Source organism: Chitinophaga sp. 10T418, assembly GCF_056394125.1.
On sequence record NZ_JBFTHG010000005.1, the window covers coordinates 196,892 to 222,512 of the forward strand.

The window sequence follows — 25,621 nt, forward strand, 5'->3', positions numbered from 1 at the left end:
TTTGAAAAATTATATGAGATAACAGTTTCGCGTCTGAGCGACCCCAAAAAAACTTATCTTCGTCGCTTCATTGCATACATTTTACGATTTATTTGCATTTATGGAACGCTTTCAGGGCATTATAGGCATTGTTCTTATTTTGGGTATCGCCTTTTTGTTTTCTAACAACAAGAAAAAGATCAACTACAGGTTGGTATTGAGTGGCATTGGTTTGCAGGTAGCGATTGGTCTTTTGGTATTTAAGGTACCCCCTATTACATGGTTTTTCCAACGGGTGGGAGATGCAATGGGGAAGCTGGAAGCCTTTGCCCGCAAAGGTGCCGCCTTTGTATATGGCGGCATTGGTATTACACAACATGATGGTAGCGTAAAAGATTATGCCGGTGGTGGTTTTGTATTTGCCTTTAATGTTACTGCCACCATCATCCTGGTATGTGTGTTGGTAGCCGTTTTATATCACTATGGTATTATGCAGCGGGTAGTAGCGGTTATTGCGCGCGCCATGAATTTTGTGATGCGGGTAAGTGGTGCGGAAGCATTGAGCAACGTGGCCAGCGCTTTTGTGGGACAGGTAGAAGCACAGGTAATGATCCGTCCCTACTTATCGAGCATGACCAAAAGTGAAATCCTCGCATCTATGAGTGGGAGTCTTGCCTGTATCGCAGGTGGTATCCTGGTAGTATACGTAAACATGGGCTTACAGGCGGGTTTACATATTGCACCATTCCTCATTACTGCCAGTCTCATGGCGGCTCCGGGGGCATTAGTGATTTCCAAGATTGTATTTCCGGAAACAGAGGAAAGCGTGACCATGGGTCGTGTGAAGATGGAAGTGAAGAGTAATTACACCAACGTTATTGATGCCATCTCACATGGTGCCGGCGATGGTTTTAAAATAGCCATGAACGTGATCGCCATGCTGATAGGTTTTATCGCCTTCATCGCATTGATCGACTGGTGCCTGGTACATATCGGACATATTTTCAATCCTGACTTTAACCTGAGTCTCGATTGGATTTTCGGAAAACTGTTTATGCCAATGGCCTGGGCTATAGGTGTACCACAAACCGATGTTCAAAGCGTAGCTACGTTGCTGGGACAGAAATTAACCATCAATGAATTTGTGGCCTTTAAGAGCATGACCGATAAAACGGTGCCTGTGTTAACTTCCAAAGGTATTGCCATTGTAACCATCGCCATTGCTGGTTTTGCAAACTTCAGCAGTGTGGGTATGCAGATTGGTGGTATCGGGGAACTGGCGCCGGACAGAAGAGCGGATCTTGCCAAACTGGGGCTGAAAGCCTTGCTTTGTGGTACGCTGGCGTCTTACATGTCTGCCGCCATTGCGGGGATATTAATTTAGGGAGATAAATACTTCAACGATATTTCAAAGGGCTGATCTTACTGATCGGTCCTTTTTTTGTGCAGGGTGCTGACAGGAGCTTCGTTACTGATAAAATACCGCAGTACTCATCTTCCTAAAACAGAAAAACAGCGGACAGCCAACAGGTAATTACCTGCGTTGCTATCCGCTGTAGAAATAATATGGTGGAAAACAGATTTTATCTACATAAAAATCCGCGCGAACAATACCGTGGTAAAACAATCGCCTACCCCCGGTTTGTATAAACCTGTTGAAAATTAATCCAAACGCTTAATCAGGCCCGCCTGCACTGCAGCCCAGGCTTCACCCTGACCAGCATCTTCCCAGTAATTCTTCATTTCAGAAGATGCTACAATTTTATTAACTGCAGCAATCGCCTGATTTCTGAGTGCACGGGTACCGATGAGGTTCAGTACATCCAGCTGATCAAGCGGATCTTCCGGGAAGTCCTCACTAGGACGGCCCACCAACGCTGAAACCAGTTCAGCAGCTGCCAGCGCCTCTTCGCAATCCGGTACTTCCAGTGTTTCGATGTTATTGATGATACGTGCTAACGTATCCGCAACTAATCCACCGTCTTTGTTTTCAATCAGGTCAAATATCCAATCCTGTGATCCATCATTTTCAAAATTCCTGGTGCCCCATGCGCCCATAGTGTTTACGTTTTTTTATTTTTTTAGAATAAAGAATAAAAGTAATCGAATCTCTTTACAACAACTAAACTAACCGACTAGTTCAAACTTCTGAAATCTACCGGTACCAGCTTACTGACTCCCGGTTCCTGCATGGTTACGCCATAGATCACGTCTACAGCTGCCATGGTTTGCTTGTTGTGTGTTACAATAATAAATTGTGAATTATCTGAAAACTTCCTGATCATGTTGGTAAACTTGCCCACATTGGCATCATCCAGTGGCGCATCTACCTCATCAAGGATACAGAAAGGTGCTGGCTTAATCAGGTAAATGGCAAACAACAACGCGGTAGCGGTGAGTGTTTTTTCTCCTCCGGACAGCTGTGTAATAGCTGCCGGGCGTTTACCTTTCGGTTTGGCGATGATTTCAATACCGGTATCGGCCAGGTTAGCCGGATCGCTCAGGATCATATCACACTGATCTTCCTCTGTAAACAGGGCTTTAAATACCCGGATGAAATTCTCTTTTACCGCATTGAAAGTATCCAGGAACTTCTGGTTAGCAGTAGACTCCACCTCCTGGATAGTTGCCAGCAGGGAATCTTTCGCATTTACCAGGTCAGTTTTCTGTTCCAGGATAAACTCATATCTTTTTTTCATTTCCTGATAAGCTTCAATGGCGGTAGGGTTGATTTCTCCCATATTCTCCATTCGCTTTTTCAGTCTTTCCGCACTTCCCTGTAACTCTTCTACTGGTAGTTCGGAGCTGCGTTGTTCATCAATGATTTCATCCAGGTTCACTTTGAACTCCACGCTGAGCCTTTCCTTCATGGTGGTCAGTTGTAGCTTCAGCTCATTCACTTTATCCTTGATGGTATTGAGTTGTTGTTCCAGTTGCTCTCTGGCGCGCTGTTTTGTTCTCAGCGTGCTTTCCAGCTCCTGCAGGTGGTTACGGAAATTATAGTATTCCTGGTCTTTTTCGTTGAGTGCTTTTTCTTCTTCTTCGCGCTGACGGAACAGTTCTACCAGTCCATCATCTGCGTGGCTCAGTTTTTCTACGGCCGCCGCAATATGGCCTACCGCATCTTCCAACTGTGTTTTATTACTGGTGATCTGTACATGCAGGTCAGACAGTTGCTTGCGTTTAAACTCCAGCTCCTGTTTGAGTGCCTGTACCTTGCTCTGCTGGCGGGTATGTTGCAGGTTCTGGTTATTGAACTGCACAGTGGCCATGTTAAACTGCTGTTCTGATTCCTGGGCCGTCCTGTCGGCGTCCACGATGCTTTCCTGCAATTCGGTCACCCTGTCGTTGAGGCCTTCCAGTTCATCTTTCACGCCGGAAATGCTTTCCTGGTTGGTTTCCAGGGATTGCTGCATTTCTTCCAGGCGTTTATCACCAGCTTCAATGAGGTGGTGGAAGTTTTCAATCCTGTTCTGGAGGCCAAACAACTGATTGCTCAACTGGTTTACCCTTTCCCTGGCAGCATTGATATTATTTTCATTCAACTGGCTGTTATAGCCTAATACTTCATCATGTTTGCTTTGCAGGGCTACTTTCAACTGACCTACTACCCTTTCGAGATCTTTGATCTCTACTTCCAGCTTTTCCAGGTTTTTGGCCCGGCCCAGCTTCTTGCCTTCAAATAACCCTACAGATCCACCGCTGATATTGTATTTACCACGGTGCATGCGGCCGGATTTCTCCACCAGCAGCATCCTTTCATCAGCCAGTTGGCTGAATTCCAGGCGGGTGAGGTCTTCCCCTATAAATACTTTGCCCAACAGGTGCTGACCAAGGCCCTTATACTTTTCTTCAATTTCCACTACATCCAGTGCCGGAATGGTGCCCGGAGGCGCAAGCAGTGGGGCATTATCGGAGCGGAACTGGTCCAGTATAAAGAAGTTGGCCTTTCCTTTTTTATTGTTATCCAGCAATTGTATGGCCTGTACCGCTTCGTGTACATTGTTGACCACATAGTAGCTCAGATACGGTTCCAGCAGGTTTTCCACGCAGGTGCGGTATTCTTCCTTACAAAAGAATATATCACTAAGAATGGGGGCATTATTATTCCAATCGGGATTTTTCTTCAAAAACTTGATACTCTCCGGGTAACCTTCCAGGCTGTCTACCAGTGATTTGAGGAGGTCGAACTCGTTCTTTTTGGAATCGAGGGTACGGTTTTCATCCACCAGTTTATCCCGCAGGCCTTCGATATCGGATTGGGTAGCGAGGATTTTACCTTTGGTTTCTTCCTGGAACTGCACCATAGCTTCCAGTTCTGTTTTACTGCCGCTCAGCGTTTGTTGCAGTGCCTCTTTTTCTGTTTCCAGCTGGGCGATCTGCTGTTGGCGGTTGGCCTTTTCCTCCTGCAGCTGCTGCATACTGCGTTGCAGGTTTTGTACAGAGGTATCGGCTACGGCTACTTTCTTTTCTGCCTCAAACTGTTGGCGTTGCCAGCGTTGCTGGTCGTTACGCAATGTTTCGAGGGCTTGTTTTTTCTGCTGGAAACGTTCTTTCTTCTCCTCCACCATGTCGCGGAGGGTTTCCAGTTCGTCTGCCATGGTTTCAAATACTTCTCCTTCTTCTTCAACCTGTTTCTCGGTAAATTCAATGGAGGTAGTCAATCCCTGCAGTTGTCCTTCCGCGTTGTTGAGGAAGTCGTTGATATTTTTTTCGCGTTCACGCAGATACGTCAGTTGCTGGGTGGCGAGGTTTTTATCGTTTTCTTTGGTGCGGATGGTAGAAACGAGTTCATTGAAAGATTTCTGCATGGTTTGCAGTTCTCTTTCTTTGGCTACGAAGTGTAGCTTATCCTGTTCTACGGCGGCTTCTGCTGTCAGGATTTCTGTTTCCAGGGCCAGTTTACGGTCACTTTCCGATTGCTGGGTATCTGACAGTTCTTTGAAGGTAACGTTAAAGCCTTCCAGTGCGGCTTTCGCCAGTTCTATACTTATTTCGCGGTATTCTTTCTTTACTTCATAGAAGCGTTCGGCTTTGCGGGCCTGGCTTTCCAGTGTTTTGAGGTTGTTATTGATTTCAAACAACAGGTCCTCAATACGGTTAAGGTCACCTTCTGTGGCGTCCAGCTTGGATTTAGCTTCTTTTTTGCGGGTTTTGTATATGGAGATGCCCGCCGCTTGTTCCAGCATTCTGCGACGGCTGTTTTCCTTATCCTTGATGATATCGTCTACCATTCCCAGCTCTATAATGGCGTAGGAATCGGTGCTCACCCCTGTATCCATGAACAGGTTGTGAATATCTTTCAGACGGCAGGCTACGTCATTGAGACGGTATTCACTGTCGCCGTTTTTATAAAATTTGCGTGTAATCGTCACCGTAGTAAATTCGGTGGGCAGTACGTTCTTGGTATTTTCAAAGGTAAGGCTAACTTCTGCCATACCGCTTGCAGAGCGGCTTTTGGAGCCATTGAACACCAATCCGGCCTGGTTATCAGAGCGAAGGTTGCTGATCTTATGCTCGCCGATTACCCAGCGAATGGAGTCGATGATATTACTTTTGCCGCAACCGTTTGGCCCAATCACGCCGGTGATGCCCTCGTCGAAGTTCAAAACGGTTTTATCTGCAAAACTTTTAAAGCCTTTAATTTCTAGTGTTTTTAAGCGCACGTCGTACTCCGAGGTTTTTTAAGGCGTCAAAGATATAATTTTACCCGAATCAAAAAGTAATTTAAGTGAGATGCAATTATATTACCTAATTATTTATACACAATTAGGGCTCATTTGCTCTCGCTCGCAGCACGCTTCAAAACTATAATAGACTGGTTATAAATATAGTAAAAAGAACAATTACAATTAAATTTGGTGTGAGAAAAAAGCAGAAAGCAAAAAGGATAAAGCAAAAAGCCCATCAAAGCTACTGATCGATGCGGATAAAAAACATAATATATCCGGAAGATCAATAAGAAAAATTATCTGTGCCAATCAGGTGCTTCGATGGGCTTTTTGCTTTATCCTTTCTGCTTTTTGCTATCTTCGCGCCATCAAAAACCTATTTACGTTTGCGTACAGAACAGCGGATCAATAACATCAAAAATTTCCTTTACAGTTATCATTTCAGCAACGGTATGCGTACTACCATCAGTGTGGTGGTGCCTTCCCTTGTATTTGCCTGGTTCGGACAACTGGGCCTCGGCATCGCGATGTCTATGGGCGCATTATGTACTGCCCTCAGCGATGTTCCCGGCACGATTATCCATAAACGGAACGGCCTGATCATCAGCACCATCCTGATCTTTTTCACGGCGCTGGGCACCGGGCTGCTCATCCCTTATACCATCCCCATGGCGATCTGGATAGCTGCCTGCTGCTTTATGTTTGCCATGTTACTGGTATATGGCAACCGGGGTGGTAATATCGGCACGGGCTGTTTGCTGGTGCTGGTGTCCATACTGGGTGAAACACAGTTAACGCCCTCCCTCACGCTGCTGCATTCTTCCATGGTGCTACTGGGTAGTATCTGGTACGCCATACTGGCTCTCACCCTCTGGCAGATACGTCCTTATCTCAACGTACAGCAGGCTTTGGGCGACTGTATCATTCAAACCGCCCGCTACCTGGAAGTAAGGGCCAATTTTTATACCCCCGGCGTAAATGTTACCGATAATTACAAGGCAGTACTGGAACAACAGGTCATCGTCAATGAAAAACAGGAAAATGTAAGGGAACTGCTCCTGAAAAGACGTTCTGACCAGCAAGGTACTACCAGCATCAACAAAAGCATGGTGTTAATATTCCTGGATATGGTAGATCTGCAGGAACAGATCATGGCTTCTCAAACGGACTATAACGCACTGCAGGCCGATTTCAAAGATGAAGACATCCTGGAAAAGTTCCACGCCCTCATCCTGGAATTCACAGAAGAACTCCGGAATATTGGAATGGCCGTAGCATCCGGACAACGCTCCCTCCCCAAAACCAACCTGAAGTTTGAAATGGAAAAGGTAAAGCAGGCCATCGCCAGCATTACCATGAAATTCCCTACTCTCAAGGAAAGAACACGCACTATTCCGCTGACCAACATTCTGCAAAACCTGCAGGATATGGCCCAGCGCATCTATAACTTACACCGGCTTACCCGCCTGGAAAGACTGAAAGATGAATCGATAGATCCTAAACTGGAGCTTTCCAAGTTTACTACCCGTCAGAAATACGATTTTGAAACCTTCCGGGACAACCTCACGTTCAAATCACATATCTTCCGCCATGCCATTCGTGTGAGCCTCGCTACTGTATTGGGTTACGGACTGGGTATGGTACTGCACCTCGACCGGGTGTACTGGATCCTCCTGACCATTGTGGTGATCCTTAAACCTGGCTTCGGGCTGACTAAATCACGCAGCATACAGCGTTTAATCGGTACCGTTACCGGTGCGTTATTTGCAGCCGGGCTGTTATATGTTACTCATAACAACACTGTTATTTTTATAGTGATGCTGTTATGTATCCTGGGCGCCTATAGTTTTATGAGCTTCCAGTATACGCTCAGCGTATTCTTTGTCACCCCGTTCATCATCTTCCTGTTGCATTTTCTACATCCATCGGATTTGTATAATGTTGCCCAGCGGGTACTCGATACCTTCATTGGCGGAAGCATTGCCTTCTTCGCCAATATGCTGCTGTGGCCTACCTGGGAGCATAATTTCCTGCCGGATTATATGAAAAAGATGATGGAGGCGAACCGTAAATACTTTGAACTGGTAATGCGGCCTTACTCTAATGAAAAAGTGTCTGTCACTGATTTTAAACTGGCCAGGAAAGATACCTACGTGGCTTCTGCCAACATGATGTCTGCTTTCCAGCGTATGCTCTCCGAACCAAAGAGCAAACAGAAAAACGGCTCACAGGTATATCACTACGTGGTACTGAATCATACGCTTACTTCGCATACCGCCACCCTGGCGGCTTACAATCTGCATCATGGCGTACAGTTTCCCCGGCCGGAATACCGGGAAATAACGGATTACCTGCTGCATTACATGGATCAACTCCTGCTGATGATGGATCCCGCTACCAGTGCCAGCGCCAACCCATCCCCACAGGTGCATGCGTTTGAACGGCTCGATAATCACCTGGAGGATCTCGTACACAAAAGACAACAGGAAATCAATGAAGGCCAGGGGCCTACCGCTACGAGGGATGAAATGCTGGAAACCAAACAGGTACATGATCAGCTGATGGCGATATTATCGCTTGTGAAAGACATKTGCAAAGCACTGACCCAGAAAGGATAAATAATTATTATAAACGAGGCAGGCGTTTTGTTGTTAGTCAACAAAACGCCTGCCTCGTTTATAATAGTTGCTATTCTGATTTCAAGCTCTTCACCGGATCCGCCAGGGCAGCCTTGACAGACTGAAAACTGATGGTCATAAATGTGATGGCTACAATCGCAACACCGGCTGCTATAAATACGCCGGGGCCCAGATGGATACTGTAAGCAAAACCTTTTAACCACTGGCTGGTCATCCACCCTGCTAACGGAAAGGCAATGAGCATAGCTATCCCCACCAGTTTCAGGAATTCCTTTGATAGCATCACCACGATGGTGCCTACTGTGGCTCCCAATACTTTGCGGATACCAATTTCTTTATTTCTGCGCTGGGCGGTGAAAGCAGCCAGTCCGAATAAGCCCAGACAAGATATCAGGATAGCCAGCCCCGCAAAGTACCTGGATAAAAGTGATACCTGGTTTTCTGCCGTGTATATGGTTTGGTAGTTCTGGTCGAGAAATTTATAATCAAAAGAAAAACCAGGATTAAACTGCTGATATAGCTGCTTCAATTGCGCAATGGCTGTTTTTTCTTTCCCTGTCTGCACTTTCACCATGAACCGGTAAGTTTCTGAAGGAGACAGTATAAAAAAAAGTGGTTTTACTTTTTCATGCAATGATTGGAAATGGAAATCTTTCACTACGCCGCCAATCTGCATATTAGTCCCCCATAACTCCACTCTCTTTCCAACGGGATCTTTCATGCCCATGAATTTGATGGCGGCTTCATTGAAGATGATCATGCTGGTATCTGAGCCATAGCTACGGGAAAAATCCCGGCCTTCTTTTATTTTTATGTCCAGCGTTTTCAGCATGTCATAATCTACTGATATGGCTTCGAATTCCGTTCTATCTTTCAAATCCTTTCCTTCCCAGTTAACGCCGGAAGTACCGCTGCTATGACCTGTCAAACCATGCGCTATACTGGAAGCACTTAATACGCCCGGTATGTTCCTTGCTTCGGCCAGGAAAGTTTGCTGCACCTGTTCCTCTTTTAGTTTACCTTCTTTGGAGAAAGTGATCACGTGATTTTTGTCGTAGCCGAGGTCTTTTGTTTGTATGAAGCTGATCTGTCTGTAAATCACCAGCACCGCTATAATCAATACAATAGAAAGGGTAAATTGAAATACGACCAATCCTTTTCTTACCACCAGCTCACCGGTGGACCCTTTGAGTTTTCCTTTCAATACCATGGCTGGTTTGAAAGCAGAAAGATAAAGGGCGGGATAGCTACCGGCCAACAAGCCGGTTAACAGGGTGATACCAAGTATGGAGCACATCAATGTGGTATCAAGATGAGAGAGCGACAGCTGTTTTCCGGTGATACCGTTGAAGGCAGAAAGTGAAATATATACCAGCACAATCGCCAGGAACAATGCGGTGAAGGACATCAGCATTGACTCTCCAAGAAACTGCATTACCAGTGCTCCACGACCGGCTCCCATCGCTTTTTTAATGCCTACCTCTTTTGCTCTTCCGGATGCTTTTGCCGTAGAGAGATTCATGAAATTAATACAGGCGATCACCAGTATAAAAATGGCAATGAGAGAGAATAGTCGTACATAATCTATTCTACCACCCACCAATATTCCGTTTTCATAGCGACCATGCAGGTAAACGGTGGAATATTGCTGAATGAAGGGTGTACGGTAAGTAATATCATTGTTTGTTTTCCGCTTAATAAAATCCGCAATTTTAGCATTGAACTTGGTGGGATCAGTACCGGGTTTCAGGGTGATGAAGGTATAATTCCCTGTATTGCCCCAGTTGTCGATATTTTGTCCTATCTCAGTCATGGCGAGAGCAGGCAATACAAAATCGAACTGGTCAGAGGAATGCTGACCAGGCGCTTTGAAAATGCCGGCAACAACGTACTGCTGCTCATGTTGCAGCTCTACTGTTTTGCCGATGACATTTTCGGTGCTACCAAATAATTTCGCTGCCATTACATCGGACAATACAATGGTATTCTTATCTACCAATACCTGGTTAGCGTTTCCCGCGATCAGGTCGTAGGAAAACATGTTAAAGAAATCCTTGCCGGCATATTTCCCTTTTGTCTTGATGTTTTTTTCATTATTAACGGAGAGTGTTACTTCTCTGGAAGGCATAGTCAGGGTAGCATATTCTACTTCCGGCATTTCTCTGGCCAGTGCGTCTGCTGTTGGTACAGATGAGGTTCGCGCGGTCCAGATGCCGCTTGCCTGAATACGGTTTTCCATTACCTGGTAAAGCGTTGCATCCTTTTTATGGAACCGGTCCATGCTCAGCTCATCATTTACCCATATATAAATCAACAGCGCACAAGCCAGGCCAGTGGATAAACCAATTAAATTAAGGAGGGCAAATCTGCGATCTTTTACGAGATTGCGCCAGGCAATCTTAAAGTAGTTTATAAGCATAGTAGTATGTTGCTCCTCTATTGAGACAAAGGAGATGCCATGGCCATGCCATATTACCCATCAGAATAATATATATTAAAAATATATCAAACTTGTTCGGTATTGTACGATGGGCGTTCGTATATGACACATGATTACAACTACATCTTATTCATTTTCATTGGGCACATCCAGTACCGTAAACTGATCTGTTACCGGTGTAATGGCCGCCAGTACCCGATCAAAAAAGGCGGGGCCTTCTGCAGCATACCAGGGCAGCAGGTTTTCCTTACGCTCCTGTAAAGAGCCTGCCGGGAACAGTTTATTCTTGATTTGCCTGATCTGATCTGTTTGCCAGGCAAATTTTTTCTTTTCGGCGCGGAGGAATTTGTGTTCCAGTTTACCAATAGACTTCAGTGCTTTCTTTCGTTCAGACCCGGTGGTGGCAACGAGAGTGATATCAATGCTGCGGGCTTTCTCTTCCAGCGCATCAAATAAATGCTCTATGGCAGCATATTCATCTTTCAACACCAGGGAAGCATTGGTATGTTGCTTCACATAATCGTTGACAATATCTTCGGTGGTCTTAAAAAGTTCTGCAGTAGTGATACCCAGTTTGTGCATTCTCTGGCGGGACACGTCATCTGTCAGCAGCAGGGAATTACGTAACAATAATATCGGGAAAGGAACTTTATAGTGTGCAAACAACTGCTGTAACTCCAGCCAGTAGGCTATTTCACCACCTCCACCAATAAAAGCAATATTAGGTAGAATGGTTTCCTGGAACATACCACGTAAAATCACATTCGGGCTGAATCTTTCCGGATGCGCTTCCAGCTCGGCTTCGAGGGAAGCGGCGTTGAAAGTCAACGAGGTGTGTAATACTTTCCACTGATCGCCTTCCTGTACAATGCGTTCCCGCATACCGTCCTGTAAATAAAAAAGATTTATTTCCCTGGGATTGGCCTGCATTTTATAGTGCGTGGTCAACTTTTCCAATGTATCATTTACGATGGCATGAGAAGCCTGATGAAACAATTCATCCTTTATAACGGGAAGGTATAAACGTTTTAATGCAGGGCTGTCTGGTACCAGCACCACCAGGCCAAAGCGGCCAAATAATGCATCTACAAGGTAGAGGGTCGCTTCCTGAATATTCTTATGTTCCAGGTAGGCCTTTTGCAGCAGCGCCATCAGCTCATCTGCATATGGGGCATAGCCCAGTCCTTTTTTAATTTCGGCCAGCATCACCTCCAGTCCTTCCGGGTGCATACGGCCTACAGCGCCCTGCTGGGGGGTGTTCCAGGTCAGTGTTTTACCATCCAGGTAAATGCTGCCCAGTTCTTCCAGGTCCGCATCCTCACTGCCCATATAGTATACCGGCACAAAGTTATGCTGCGGAAATTCCTGTTTCAGTGTGGTGCAAAGCTTTATTGTTTGCAGAATTTTATAAGCGAAATAAAGATAGCCGGTGAAGATGTTAGGCTGGTGCGCGGTGCACACCGTAAAGGTGGCAGGTTGCAGAAGTGCAGCAATATTATCCTTTACCGCTTTTACCGGTTCGAGTGCCGCATATTGTGCTTCCAGGGCAGCCACCAGTGCGGTTCTCGGTGTATCAAAGTTTTGTCTGGCCTGAATAGCCGCTGCAAAGTCCGGATGTACAGGAGAATAGGTATAAAATGGTCTTATCTGCGGATGCTCTGCTAAAAAATCTGTTACCAGCTGGTTAAAATAACCAGTTTTCCCATAAGGAATATACTCCAGCATATTAAGTTGCGAATTACAAATTACCAATTAAAAAAAAGATGCAGTGCCAATACATCGAAATTTTTGAATGTACGAAGTTAGGTAAATAGTTAATTGGTTGATCAGATTATTGGTTGGCCGGTATCCAATACGGCCGGAAGGTTTTCTTTGGCGCTTGTTTTGACAGTGGTAACGGGATGGATGGCCGTATGGCCACCTCTTTCATTCAAAAAGACTCAATATGAAGATAGCGATACTGGCACCGATAGCATGGCGCACTCCTCCCAGGCATTACGGCCCCTGGGAACAAATGGCCAGCAACCTGGCAGAAGGATTGGTGGCAAAAGGGGCAGATGTCACCCTTTTTGCGACAGCTGACTCTATTACATCAGGCAAACTATCGGCTATCTGTGCCAAAGGCTACGCAGAAGATCCACATGCCGACGCCAAAGTAAATGAGTGTATGCATATCAGTTACCTGATGGAACAAGCCCGGGATTTCGACATCATCCACAATCATTTCGATTTCCTGCCCCTCACCTATTCAAGATTGATTAAAACGCCCATGGTAACAACGATCCACGGCTTTTCTTCTCCCAAAATACTACCAGTATACCAGCGCTTCAACGATATTGTCAGATATGTATCTATCAGTAACTCGGATCGCCACCCTACACTACATTATGCGGCCACCATATATAATGGCATCCGTACCGCTGATTTTGCCTTTGAACCCAGCCCCGATAATTATCTCCTGTATTATGGCCGTATCCATCCGGATAAGGGTACCCATGAGGCGGTGCAGATAGCCCTCCACACCGGCCGGAAACTCATCATAGCAGGTATTATTCAGGATGAAGGATACTACAATGAAAAAGTAAAACCCTTTATTGACGAAGATCAGATCCGGTATATAGGCGCCGTAGGCGGCAAGAAACGCAGTGAGCTGCTGGGTAGTGCACAGGCATTACTGCATCCCATCAGTTTTAATGAGCCCTTTGGCCTGAGCGTGGCAGAGGCGATGCTTTGCGGCACACCGGTAATTGCCTTTAATAAAGGATCTATGCCCGAGCTGATCATAGACCGCAAAACTGGTTTCCTCGTAAATAACATACCCGAAGCAGCGGCCGCAGTGGAAGATCTCAGCCTGATCAACCGGCGGGACTGTTATTTACATGCCAGGGAAAAATTCAGTGCAGAAAAAATGGTGGAACAATATATGGCGTTGTACGACACGATGTAGCACCTATCTCTCCAGAAAATATCAGCAGACTGTCCTTATTATGGAAAATTGACCACACGGCAAAAATAGCGTCAATATTTGCCGGAATAATGGAATTTTTCCTCCTGCCAATTGCACTATATTTAGTTAGCAGGAAATATCTATGACGTCAATTTTAGAAGAGTCGTAATGGGATCGACTAAGGACTATAATGAACAAGCACTATTGTCAATGGTTGCATCGGGCAATGAATTGGCTTTCCTACAACTGTTTAATCACCACAAGGCTAAAGTTTACTCCGTTTTATTGGCGCTTACCCGTTCACAGGTAAGCGCGGAGGAGTTACTCCAGGATGTTTTCATTATTATATGGAAAAGGCGGGAGTATCTTCTGCAACTGGATTGTTTTGAATCATACCTGTTTATCATCGCGCGCAACAAATCGTATAAGGCGCTTAAGAAAACAGCGATAGAAAAAAAGAAGGCTGCCACCTTTCGCCCGGAGGAGCTGCATCACAATGATGCCATGGAATCCATACTTGTTTCAGAATACCAGCAATTACTTCACAAAGCCGTTAATCGATTGTCTCCTCAGCAGAAACAGGTATATCAACTGGTAAAAATAGAAGGCTTGTCAAGAGAACAGTCTGCCCACGTAATGCATATCCAGCCTGAAACCGTAAAGGCGCATCTCGCGAAAGCATTAAAATCTATCCGTGCTTATTGCAAGGCAAGCTTCAAAGCGTTTTTGATTTTTTGACTGCTGCTTTTTAGCGGAAAATATTTTTTTCTCCACTAACCCACCGTCCTCTGAGAGGTACTCTTTATTATCAGACTATTKGTTTAATAAAAATGACAGAGGAAAGATTAACATACCTGTTCTACCGCTACATACGTAAGGAAGCTGATGAGGAAGAAGAACGGGAGTTGATGGATACAGTACTTCAGGAGCAATATAAGCCGGTTCTGATGGCGATCCTGCATGAATATGTAAGGAATGCTCCGCCATTGGCTCATCCTTCAGATTCCCCGGAAAAAGCGCTGGTAGCATTTCTCCGGATGGATAGTCCGATAAAGAAGCCGTTTACCGGCAAGCGCCGGTGGCTGATGCCGGCGGCAGCGGTGTGTATGATGCTGATATTGGCAACCTCTGTTTTTTTTATAGAGCAGCGTATTCACCGCGCGCCTGTCAAACACTTAGCTGTGGCTGATGTGCCGCCTGGCCGTACCGGTGCGGTGCTCACGCTGGATAATGGAAAAGAGATTGTATTGAATGCCGCCGGGGACGGGGAGCTGGCCGAGCAAGGCAATGCGTTGATCCGCAAATCAGGAGATGTGGTCAGTTATGTACCCGTTGGAGGAGAGGCGCTTCCGGTGGTATATAATACCATGAGCACTCCAAAGGGACAGCAGATATCCCTGGTGCTGGCAGACGGCTCCCGGGTGTGGTTGAATGCTGCCAGCAGCATCCGGTTCCCTTCTGCATTTACAGGTGATATGCGTAAAGTGGAAGTGACAGGAGAAGTTTATTTTGAAGTAGCACATGCAAGTGATCCCCGGCGGAAACGGAGCATTCCTTTTACCGTTGTTGCTAATGGCACTACCGTAGAGGTGCTGGGAACACATTTTAACATCAACGCCTATACGGACGAACCATTTATTACCACCACGTTATTGGAAGGCGCCGTGAAGGTAAGGAAAGGCAGCCAGGAAGTACGATTGTCGCCGGGACAGCAATCAGTGCTCACGCCCGATGGTCAGCTAACTATAAATACACATGTGAACACAGAAGAGATAATGGCCTGGAAAGAAGGATATTTTCACTTCGAAAGCGCTTCGCTTGCTACAGTACTCCGCCAGTTTTCGAGATGGTATAATGTAGATATTGTTTTCGAAGGGAAAATGCCTGAAGAAAAGTTTTTTGCGATCGTAAAACGCAGCAGTAGTTTATCCACGGTTCTGAAAGTATTACAAGCCACAAATGTACATTTCAGCATTGAAGAAAAAGTAAACACCACCACGGGAAGAAAACTGATTATAAGATAGCTCCAGCAACAAACTATTGCCCAAAAAGAAGCCAGGAGTGGCCTTAACACTCCTGGCGGAATAAGGGCTTTTAAATACCGTCGAGAAACAGATTTATAAACCCAAACATTGCAAAACTATGCAATTAATTCCGATTGCCATTTTATCAAACCAAGAGGGCGGGAAGCTCATTCTAAAAGTTTTGAGGATCATGAAAGCGACTGCATTCGTAATGCTCTTTGCATGCCTGCAGTCCGTTGCCAGCACCAACGGACAGAGCATCACCTTAACTGTAAAGGATGTACCGGCCAGGGAAGTATTCCGGGAGATACAAAAGCAAACCGGGAAGAGCCTGGTAGTCAGCGAAGGGGTACTTTCCAGGATAGGGAAAATTACACTCGACGTCAAAGCCCAGCCCATCCAAAAGGTGCTGGATCTTTGTCTTCGGAAAGACCGTTTCACATACAACGATGTAGACGGTATCATTGTCATCACCGATAAATCGGAAGTGGTGCCTCCAAAGGTACCGGCACCTGCTTTAGATACCGCGGGATTTGTAGTCTCGGGCAGGATCGTTGATGCCGGAGGCGCCCCGCTTCCGGGGGCATCTGTATCAAGAGTGGGCACTAAAGAAGGTGCCGCTGCTGATGCCAGTGGTAATTTCAGATTGAAACTTCCAACCGGCGGGGCCACATTGCTGATATCTTATCTGGGGTATCAGCCGCTGCGCATGCAGGTTTCCAAAGCGGATTTCCTGACCATCGTATTAAAGCCTTCAGAGGCTAAAGTAGAAGAAGTAGTGGTAGTGGGCTATGGTACACAGAAAAAGGCCAGCCTTACTTCTGCCATCAGCAGTATCGATACCAAAGATATGATGAGTATTCCGGCCTCCAATCTTTCTAATGTGCTGGCAGGAAGAGCTTCCGGAACATTTGTGCAATCAGGCAGCGGCGTACCAGGCAAGTCATCTATTGTCCGTATCCGTTCCTCATCCTCGTGGAACAGTTCCGGGCCACTGATCGTGATTGATGGTGTTGCCCGTGACCAGGCGGCCTTTGATGCCCTTGACCCTAACCAGGTGCAGAATATTACCATCCTGAAAGATGCCGCATCAGCAGCGATCTATGGCTCCCGCTCATCAGACGGAGTGTTGCTGGTAACCACCAAAACCGGCAAGGCGGGCAAGGCAACGGTACAATTCAATTCCATATTCGGCGTTTACAGCAAACCGGAAATCGATGTGAAATACCTTAGCATGGACGAGAGCATGGATATGTACAACTCCACACACACAGGTGCAGCGGATTTCCGCTTCAATCAATACGACCGCGACTGGATACACAAGAACAACCCCGATGGTAACCTTCATTACGACGAGGCATACCAGCGGCCTTTTACCCAACGGCATTCACTGAACGTTTCCGGAGGTACGGATCGTGTCACTTACTTTATTGGCGGTACATTTTATGATGAAAAAGGATTCCTGCCACAACTGGCCTATCAGAAATATAGCTTGCGCAGCAACGTACAGGTGGCCATTACAAAAGACCTGACCTTAGGATTGAACCTGAGCTACAACAAGGGAGCGCGCAGCAGATTCTTTACCATTGAAGGAAAAGATGATGACCTGTCAGGATTTTATGAGAAGTTGAAATATATCATGCCACCTACTACATTCGCATATATAGATGGCAAGCCCATGGCGCCTACCTGGGTCACCAATCCCATCGAGATGATGAAAAACGGTGGCTATATGCATATCAACAGACAATACATAGATGGTATCATCAACCTGGAATACAAGGTGCCATTCATCAAAGGCCTTACGCTGAAAGGTGTGGCAGACCTGTATAACGGAAACGATTTCTCCAAAGCATATGCCATCCAGCCTTTATTATATCAATTCAAACTTGACCCGAAAAGTGGTATTCAACAGATATATACCAACGAAATTATMGGCACTAAGACCGCTACCTCTCCTGCCCAGCCTTTTATCGGAAATGAAAATGGCCGGACCAATTCCTACCAGGTGAATGCAATTGCCACCTATGAGAAGAACTTCGGAAATCATCACCTGAACATTGTTGGTGTGTATGAGCAGTCAGACGGTTATTATAATTATTCCAGCATCTATAAATACAATTTCCCCGTTTATACCAGGGACCAATTCCCTTTTGCCAGCCGCGCTTCCGGCGACACCAAAGCAGACGGATATGAAACCTACCTGGACGCACGCGTATCTTATGTTGGCAGAGTGAACTATGATTATCAGCATAAATACCTTTTATCAGCATCTGTACGTGCAGATGGCTCATCCAAGTTTGCGAAAGACAAACGATGGGGATACTTTCCCGCAGCATCCCTGGGTTGGGTGATGTCCGAAGAGGCTTTCCTCGCAGGACTGAAAAAAAGCGGTATTGATATGCTGAAACTCCGCCTGTCATACGGAGCCACCGGTAATGATAACATCCCGGCATGGCTTTTCAAGGAGCTCTACAATGCATCTGCCTCACCATTTTATCTCGGTGATCCGACATCATCAAAGTCGATACTGGCATATAACGGTATCGCACAAACGAACTATACCTGGGAGGGGGCTAAGTCGTACAATGCGGGTGTGGATCTGAACTTCAGACAGCATTGGAGTTTTGTGGCCGACGTATGGACCAAAAAAACCTTCAATATCCTTGGCCAGCGTATACTGGAAACGCCGGTGGAATTTGGTTCAAGTTACCCGATCGAGAACTATGGCAGGATGAATGCAAAAGGAATGGATATAGAGCTGGGGTATGTGTATGGCAAAATAGGAAAGGATTTTACATTTGATATAAAAGCCAACTTCGGACTGGCGACTACCCATGTACTGGTAAAAGACAAAGCGCTGGGCGCTACACAGGCAGATGATCCGGTAGGCAAACCGCTTAACTACCAGGCGGGATACGAGGCCGCCGGAATCCTGCGCACTGATGCAGATGTATCGGCGCTGCCGGCAGGATATACCATTTTCGGGGTAAAACCGGAAAAGGGCATGATGAACTTTACCGATGTAAACGGGCCTAATGGCAAGCCGGATGGCCTGATCGACAGCTACGACAAAGTAGTGTTGGCACAGTATTCCAATGCGGTAGTCCCGGGCAGCAACAATCAGTCGAACAATGCCCCTGTTTCCTATGGGCTGAGCATCAGTATGGCATACAAAAATTTCAGACTGAGTATGTTGCTGAGTGGTCTTGCCGGATATAAAGTTATTTACAACGATCCATGGGGACGTAACGGTGGCAATATTCCCTATCCTGCCTATTACGGAGACGCTTACTCCGAATCCAATCCCAACGGAAAATTCCCAAAACTGTACAATGCGAATGGCAACCAGCGTCAGGACTATTCTGTGGTATCAGCACTGAATACTTTCAACGGTGATTTCCTTCGATTGAAAAACGTGAACCTGTCGTACGATTTCTCACAAACATTGCTTAAAAAAGCAGGGCTGAGTGCTGCGCAGATATTTGCCGGCGCCACCAATCTCTTTTGCCTGAGAAAGTTCAAACTCTACGATCCTGAAGTGTATTCCTTTGGCAGCTATCCTATCATGACCAATGTTTCATTAGGCTTCAATGTTCAGTTCTAATTCTAAAAAGTGATTCCATGAAAAAAAGTTTTCTGAAATATATAATACCGGCGGCCTTTATTCTTATCTCTTTCATTAGCTGTCGCAAAATACTGGAGCGGGATCCGTTAAATGCCCTCACCAACACGCAGGTATGGGAGTCAGAACGGGCAGCTACCGCCTATCTGGACACGGTATATTATGACCTTATGCCCTGCTGGCCTTACGGAATGGCTAACCCTGGCGGATGTTCGCGGGTATACAACAATTGGTTCTGGGATAGTTGGGTAAAGAACTGGCAATTTGTGAATTTCGGCAATGGTAATGGCACCGATGAAGCCATTTCTCCGCACCGCTATTCCGACAAGGTGCTGTTGGGTACTGCTACCTACGACTGGCTGGAGAACTATGACAACGCCGCAGCAGGCGTAAAACTCAACTGGGCAGTAAACACCTATGGCGATATCCGCACCTGTAATAACATACTTGATAATATCGACAAGGCCACTTTTGAAAAGGCCGGGAAGGACCGTATCAAAGGACAGGCACTGTTCTGGCGCGCCTGGGCCTACTACAAACTGGTGAAAGATGTAGGCGGCGTGCCGCTCATTTTAAAAACACAGGATGCGGTAAGTGATGTGTCACAGATACAACTCCCCCGCAACAAAACATCTGAATGCGTAACGCAGATATTAAAAGATCTTGACGATGCAGTGGCATTGCTGCCTGATGCCTGGAAGGGCGCCGATCTTGGACGTATCGATAAAGGAGCTGCCATGGCTTTTAAAGGAAGGGTGTTGCTTTTCTTCGCAAGCCCGTTATTTCGTGGGCTGGGCGGGGTAGCCTCCTGGCAGAAAACTTACGAAGCCACCCTGGCGGCCAAAAATTTCCTCGCCGGCATGGGAAAAGGATTGTATCCGGTTTACGGAGATATCTGGAATGTAGAGCTGAATAAAGAACAGGTGATGTTCCGGCGCTTTACCTACCCGGATGCCTACTATGCCATGCCCGGGAATGCACCGTTGCGCTACTCGGCAGACGACTGGGATAATGATATGCCTTCACTTGAATTAGTGAACGCTTTCCCTATGAAAGACGGCAGTCGTTTTGTGCCAGCAGCTTCCAACTATCCTACGCTGTTTAAAAACAGGGATGACCGCTTCTATGCTTCCATCTACTACAACGGCGCACCGGTTCAGTTCACACCCAAAATGGTGGAGAAGAAAGAATACTATTGGACATATCTTACTAATCCCTCATTTACCTCAGCAGGAGGTGTTACCGGTACATTAAACGCCCTGGTGACAGATGGGAATTGGATCGGACAAGGTATGGGAGAATTGAACGGATTTTTCCTGAAGTTAAAAGGGGTGGACAGAGATGCATCTGTAGTTGAACAGTCAGATGTCGATTGGCMTGAGATCCGCTATGCAGAGGTATTAATGAATTATGGCGAAGCAGCCAATGAACTGGGTAAGACCGGCGAGGCATTGCAGGTATTGTATGATATCCGTCAGCGGGCCGGCATTTCAGCAGGAGCCGGCAACTATGGCATCACTGCCACAACTCAGGAAGACATCAGGAAAGCCTACCAGGACGAGCGCTTCGTGGAGTTTGCCTTCGAAGGCAAACGCTGGGATGACCTGCGCCGCTGGAAAAAGTTTGATCAGTTAAGAGGAACACAACGCCACAGCCTTGCCATTACTTTGAAGCCAGGTCAAACAGATCCTGTGCCTATGGATGATATCAATAAAGTATACAACAGGTTTGATTATACAGTGATCACTACTGATAAGTCAAACCTGGCTGTCCCTGACAAAATGTATATATACGGATTGCCTTTCAGCTTTCTGTCCAGGAATCCGAAACTGCAACAAAATATGATGTGGGGTGGCACTTTTGACCCCCTCCTCTAATTCTAATAGGTGATAACAAGGCAAATCTCACGGCCTCCCGTTCCCGGGGGGCCCTTATTTATTAATTCAACCCTCATGGCCTTATGTCCCTGAAAAAATTGTTGAGCAAAAAAAACGCTGGCATTTGTTAATATAACAGGTGTAAGCTGATTTCCTTTTTGCATATTATACGTTTAGCCGACCTATCAAATAGCAGGAAATTATATGAGCTGCTACATCCCGCGTGCAAAAAAAACATTGCAATTGATCAAATTAGAAGTAGGTAATAGGCGAATAATTACCAAATTTTATACTGTTAAAATATCGGAGCAGTGAAACTTCAGCAGGTAGAATTATCGTTCGCCTGACAATCAAAGAATGTAATACATCTATTTACTTCAACAAGGATATATTAAAGGAAACAAATACTAGGGATATTGATCATAACGCGGATCTTGATCTTCCTGCATGATTTATGATAATTCTTCAAAAAAAGGATTTACAAATTCCGGCTGTTCTTATGCTTAGAAAGTAATTGTGAAAGCGAAACGATTTCGATTCATATTCTGCGAATTTCGTTCGTACACAGATTTTACTACTTCCGTCCTGGCGGAATTCACAGTGTCAGATTATATTAAGGGACATAATTGACACTGATGAACTCACGTGGAATTATAAAATAGATTTCGCCGTTCCCGGCGAAATATTATAAAACCAACTTAGTTAAGATAGTACGCGACTTGCATTTACGTATGTGAATTGGCATTCTGCAAAAATAGCATCTGTAATAGTCAAATTAAGCTTTGTGTAGAGGGCTAGATAATTTGATCTTTAGGATAGAATTAAGACATCATCAACCAATCAAACAGTGAATTAGCATTCCGAAAATTTAATACTTAGGATAGAATATAAATTTCATCAACCAAACAGTATATCAGTCACACAGTGAATTAGCATTCCACAAAATTCAATACTTAAGATAGTAAAGAATCATTGTCAACAAGGTAGTAGATCTGTCAAACAGTGAATTAACATTCCACAAAATTTAATACTTAAAATAGTATAGAAACATTATCAACAAGGTAGTAGATCCGTCAAACAGTGAATTAGCATTCTACAAAATTTAATACTTAAGACAACATAGAAACATTACCAACAAGGTAGTAGATCAATCGAACAGTGAATTAGCATTCCGCAAAATTTGATACTTAGAATTAGCGTAGAAATTTCATCAACCAAACAGTATATCAGTCACACAGTGAATTAGGATTCTACAATTTACCACCTATTCAATTTTTTTTATGAGCCAAACCAAATCGTTACTATGGGCGATAGCGTTATTGTGCGTCATGCTACAATCCACGCGCATTTATTCCCAAAACAAGATGAACGTAAAAGGTGTAGTCACCGATTCCACGGGCGCACCGCTCCCTGGCGCAACCGTCAGTCAGGAAGGAAATTTAAAAAACGGTACCATCACCGGTCCGGAGGGCCGCTTTGAGTTAAACACCCCTGCCGGTAGCCGGCTAAAAATCACGATGACCGGGTTCCACACGGCTTTTGCGATGGCCGGCGCATCGCCACTTAATATTGCATTGCGCCAAACTACCACAGAATTAACAGACGTGGTAGTAGTGGGTTATGGTACACAGAAGCGGGCCAAAATGACTTCTGCTGTTTCCTCTATGAATGCAAAAGATATACAGCTTATTCCTGCCACCAATTTATCAAATGTATTGGCAGGACGTTTATCCGGTACATTTATCAGCTCCCCTACAGGTACGCCCGGTATTGGGTCAAACGTCAAAGTGCGGGCCCGATCTTCATTTAGTAATAGCGCTGTTGAACCATTATATGTTATTGATGGAATAGTAAGGGACAAAACCAGTTTCGATGCGTTAGATCCTAATGAAGTAGCAGATATTACGATATTGAAAGATGCATCCTCTGCGGCTATCTATGGCTCCCGCTCTTCTAACGGTGCCATTCTGGTAACAACAAAAACAGGCAAGAGTGGTACAGCAGTTGTAAATTTCAATGCTACCTACAACACACAACGCGTGGGTAAGCTACCCGAATACATGCCCGTTAAAGATGGGTTGAATTTAAGCAAAGCAGTTAACGGAGGTTTAAGCGATGAGGAAATTAACTGGGTGCTGAAAAATAATCCTAACGGCGATAACTATTACAAAGCTGCTTATAGCAACCCTTCCAGTCAGCGTTACGCGCTAAGCGTTTCAGGAGGTGGTGAAAAGCTGAGAGGTTACATAGGAGGTTCTTATATTAAAGAAGACGGTTTTCTGCCGCAGGTGTCATATAAAAAATACAATCTGCGCGGAAACGTACAGGCCAATCTGGTAAAAAATCTTACACTTGGTTTAAACATGGCTACAAGTTATGGTAACCGTAGCCGCTTCAACTTTACCTATGATTATGGTTCCGATGACCTGAATAACCTTTGGGGCAAATTATTGTACTGGGATGTATTTGCAAGTCCGTACATAGATGGCAAACCTAATAACCCCGGTTGGCTGGGGAACCCTATCGAGATGATGAAAAACGGGGGCTATTGGCGTAATACCAACCAACAAATAGATGCGTTGGTTACTGCTGAATACAAAATACCCTTTGTAGAAGGTCTGAGCATAAAGGGCACCTACAGCAAAAATTTTGATAACAGTTACATAAAAACTTTTGCTAAAAAACAACAGCTGTATAACTTTAAGAAAACAGGCCCCAATGGCTTGATTTACACCGATACATTAGTGGGTGCTACTTTAAGTGGTGATCCCGGTACTCAGTATTTGGGCAATGAATATAATAAATCCAATACCTATCAGCTAAACGCACAGATTAATTACGACCGGACATTTGGAAAACATACTATTGGCGCGCTGGCTGTTTATGAGCAATATGAGGGATACACAAATTATTTCGGCATGTATCGATATAATTTCCCCCTCATTGCAACAGACCAGTTTTTATATACCAGCGCAAACAATGCTGACTGGTCTACAAGTGGTAGCGAAGGTCAGATTGGGAGGTTGTCTTACATCGGCAGGATTAATTATGATTATGATGCCAAATACCTTTTTAGCGCATCTGTTCGGAGAGACGGCTCTACCAACTTTGCGCCGGATAAACGCTGGGGGTGGTTTCCGTCAGTATCAGGAGGTTGGGTAATTTCAAGAGAAGGCTTTTTCCAATCATCCAAACTTGGCCAGGCGGTGGATTTCCTAAAGCTGAGAGCATCCTACGCTACCACCGGTAATGATATTCTTGACAAAGATGATCCCAACAGCAGATGGAGATGGATGGAGCAATATATTATCCAGGGTGGTACTTATTACATGGGAGCTTCCGGTACTCCTGCACCACGCCTCGCCTATGGCGGTTTGCCTAACAGCAATCTAACCTGGGAAAAATCAAACTCTGCAGGCATAGGTGTAGACGCCACACTTTTTAAAAACGTACGATTCAGCTTCGATTATTGGAAACGTCAATCCTATGATATATTAGGTAGCCGCATCCTCGCTATTCCGAACGAGTTTGGCGCATCCTTACCACCGGAAAACTATGGAAAAGTTAGTTCCAATGGTATTGAAATAGAGCTGGGCTATAATAATAACATCGGCAAAAATTTCAGCTATAATGTAAAAGGTGTGTTCACTTATGCTACCAATAAGGCCATAAAGAAAGACGTTGCGGCAAATACCCAGGACTATGCAAACCCGATCGGAAAAACGTTGGCATATGGACGCGGTTACCAGGCATTAGGTGTAATACACACACAGGACGATTTGAATAAACTACCGGCTGGTTATACCATCAATGGCGTTGCACCTGCTTTAGGCGATATGCTATTAGCAGATCTTAGTGGCCCGGATGGAAAGCCGGATAATAAAGTGGATAGTTACGATCAAATGGTGCTGGGCAACTATTTTGGAGCAGATAATGCCCCCATCGCCTATGGCTTGAATATTTCATTATCATATAAAGGCTTTACGGTAGAAGCATTATTTTCCGGCCTTACAGGATATAAAATAAGTTACAATGATGCCTGGGGCAGAAATTTTGGCGGAGGAGGAAAAGTTCCTCAATACCATGCTGATTCCTGGAGCACCGACAACCCCAATGGTACTACGCCTAAAATGTACCCATGGGGAGATCCCCACTCAGCAGGTTATACCTGGACTTCTACCTTCAACGTGTATAACGGCGGTTTTTTACGAATGAAATACCTGAACATCAATTATAAACTCCCAGATATAGTAATAAATAAATTAGCGATTAAAGATACCAGGATTTTTCTGGCAGGATCTAACCTGTTTAACATCACCAAATTTAAGCTGTATGATCCTGAAGTATCCCAATTTATGAGCTACCCTACCATGAGAACCTTTACCGCAGGAATTGACATAAAGTTGTAGAAAAGCGTG

General features: G+C 45.2%; 12 protein-coding genes. 8 read left to right on the forward strand and 4 right to left on the reverse strand.

All coding sequences use genetic code 11. The features are described 5' to 3' along the window. The first annotated feature begins 100 nt into the window (after positions 1–100). A complete protein-coding gene (locus AC1DCV_RS16135; RefSeq protein WP_477024097.1) occupies positions 101–1,363 on the forward strand; it encodes a NupC/NupG family nucleoside CNT transporter in 1,263 nt (420 codons plus the stop codon). 278 nt (positions 1,364–1,641) lie between these two features. Here AC1DCV_RS16135 and AC1DCV_RS16140 read toward each other — a convergent pair whose 3' ends face one another. Together AC1DCV_RS16140 and smc are read right to left on the reverse strand one after the other, a co-directional pair. Then, entirely contained in the window at positions 1,642–2,037 is a 396-nt protein-coding gene (locus AC1DCV_RS16140; protein WP_331958673.1) for a DUF4259 domain-containing protein, read from the reverse strand. A 77-nt stretch (positions 2,038–2,114) separates the two neighbouring features. Further along, positions 2,115–5,645, reverse strand: coding sequence for a chromosome segregation protein SMC (gene smc / locus AC1DCV_RS16145; protein ID WP_441576261.1), 3,531 nt, complete (start codon positions 5,643–5,645; stop codon positions 2,115–2,117). A gap of 392 nt (positions 5,646–6,037) precedes the next feature. Here smc and AC1DCV_RS16150 point away from each other — a divergent pair, with 392 nt between their 5' ends. Further along, positions 6,038–8,269 (forward strand): FUSC family protein, encoded by a 2,232-nt coding sequence (locus AC1DCV_RS16150; RefSeq protein WP_477024098.1) that lies wholly within the window; start codon positions 6,038–6,040, stop codon positions 8,267–8,269. 70 nt (positions 8,270–8,339) lie between these two features. On the opposite strand, the gene AC1DCV_RS16155 is transcribed toward AC1DCV_RS16150, so the two are convergent. Further along, on the reverse strand, positions 8,340–10,709 hold the full coding sequence (locus tag AC1DCV_RS16155) for an ABC transporter permease (RefSeq protein WP_477024099.1): 2,370 nt from the start codon (positions 10,707–10,709) through the stop codon (positions 8,340–8,342). Between the two features lie 147 nt (positions 10,710–10,856). Further along, complete coding sequence (bshC, locus tag AC1DCV_RS16160) at positions 10,857–12,455, reverse strand: bacillithiol biosynthesis cysteine-adding enzyme BshC (RefSeq protein WP_477024100.1); 1,599 nt, start codon at positions 12,453–12,455, stop codon at positions 10,857–10,859. A 220-nt stretch (positions 12,456–12,675) separates the two neighbouring features. On the opposite strand from bshC, the gene AC1DCV_RS16165 reads away from it, so the two are divergent. The 6 genes from AC1DCV_RS16165 to AC1DCV_RS16190 all read left to right on the forward strand — a co-directional run bounded on the left by AC1DCV_RS16165 (position 12,676) and on the right by AC1DCV_RS16190 (position 25,612). Further along, positions 12,676–13,677 (forward strand): glycosyltransferase family 4 protein, encoded by a 1,002-nt coding sequence (locus tag AC1DCV_RS16165; protein WP_477024101.1) that lies wholly within the window; start codon positions 12,676–12,678, stop codon positions 13,675–13,677. 168 nt (positions 13,678–13,845) lie between these two features. Further along, positions 13,846–14,415: an RNA polymerase sigma factor gene (locus tag AC1DCV_RS16170; protein WP_477024102.1), complete on the forward strand. Its 570-nt coding sequence runs from the start codon at positions 13,846–13,848 to the stop codon at positions 14,413–14,415. A gap of 92 nt (positions 14,416–14,507) precedes the next feature. Continuing rightward, positions 14,508–15,701 carry a FecR family protein gene (locus AC1DCV_RS16175; RefSeq protein ID WP_477024103.1) on the forward strand — a complete coding sequence of 398 codons (1,194 nt, stop codon included), beginning with the start codon at positions 14,508–14,510 and terminating at the stop codon, positions 15,699–15,701. Positions 15,702–15,891: 190 nt separating this feature from the next. Continuing rightward, positions 15,892–19,308, forward strand: coding sequence for a SusC/RagA family TonB-linked outer membrane protein (locus AC1DCV_RS16180; protein WP_477024104.1), 3,417 nt, complete (start codon positions 15,892–15,894; stop codon positions 19,306–19,308). Positions 19,309–19,325: 17 nt separating this feature from the next. Next, positions 19,326–21,203 (forward strand): RagB/SusD family nutrient uptake outer membrane protein, encoded by a 1,878-nt coding sequence (locus AC1DCV_RS16185; protein ID WP_477024105.1) that lies wholly within the window; start codon positions 19,326–19,328, stop codon positions 21,201–21,203. Positions 21,204–22,483: 1,280 nt separating this feature from the next. Beyond that, on the forward strand, positions 22,484–25,612 hold the full coding sequence (locus tag AC1DCV_RS16190; RefSeq protein WP_477024106.1) for a SusC/RagA family TonB-linked outer membrane protein: 3,129 nt from the start codon (positions 22,484–22,486) through the stop codon (positions 25,610–25,612). Positions 25,613–25,621 lie beyond the last annotated feature (9 nt).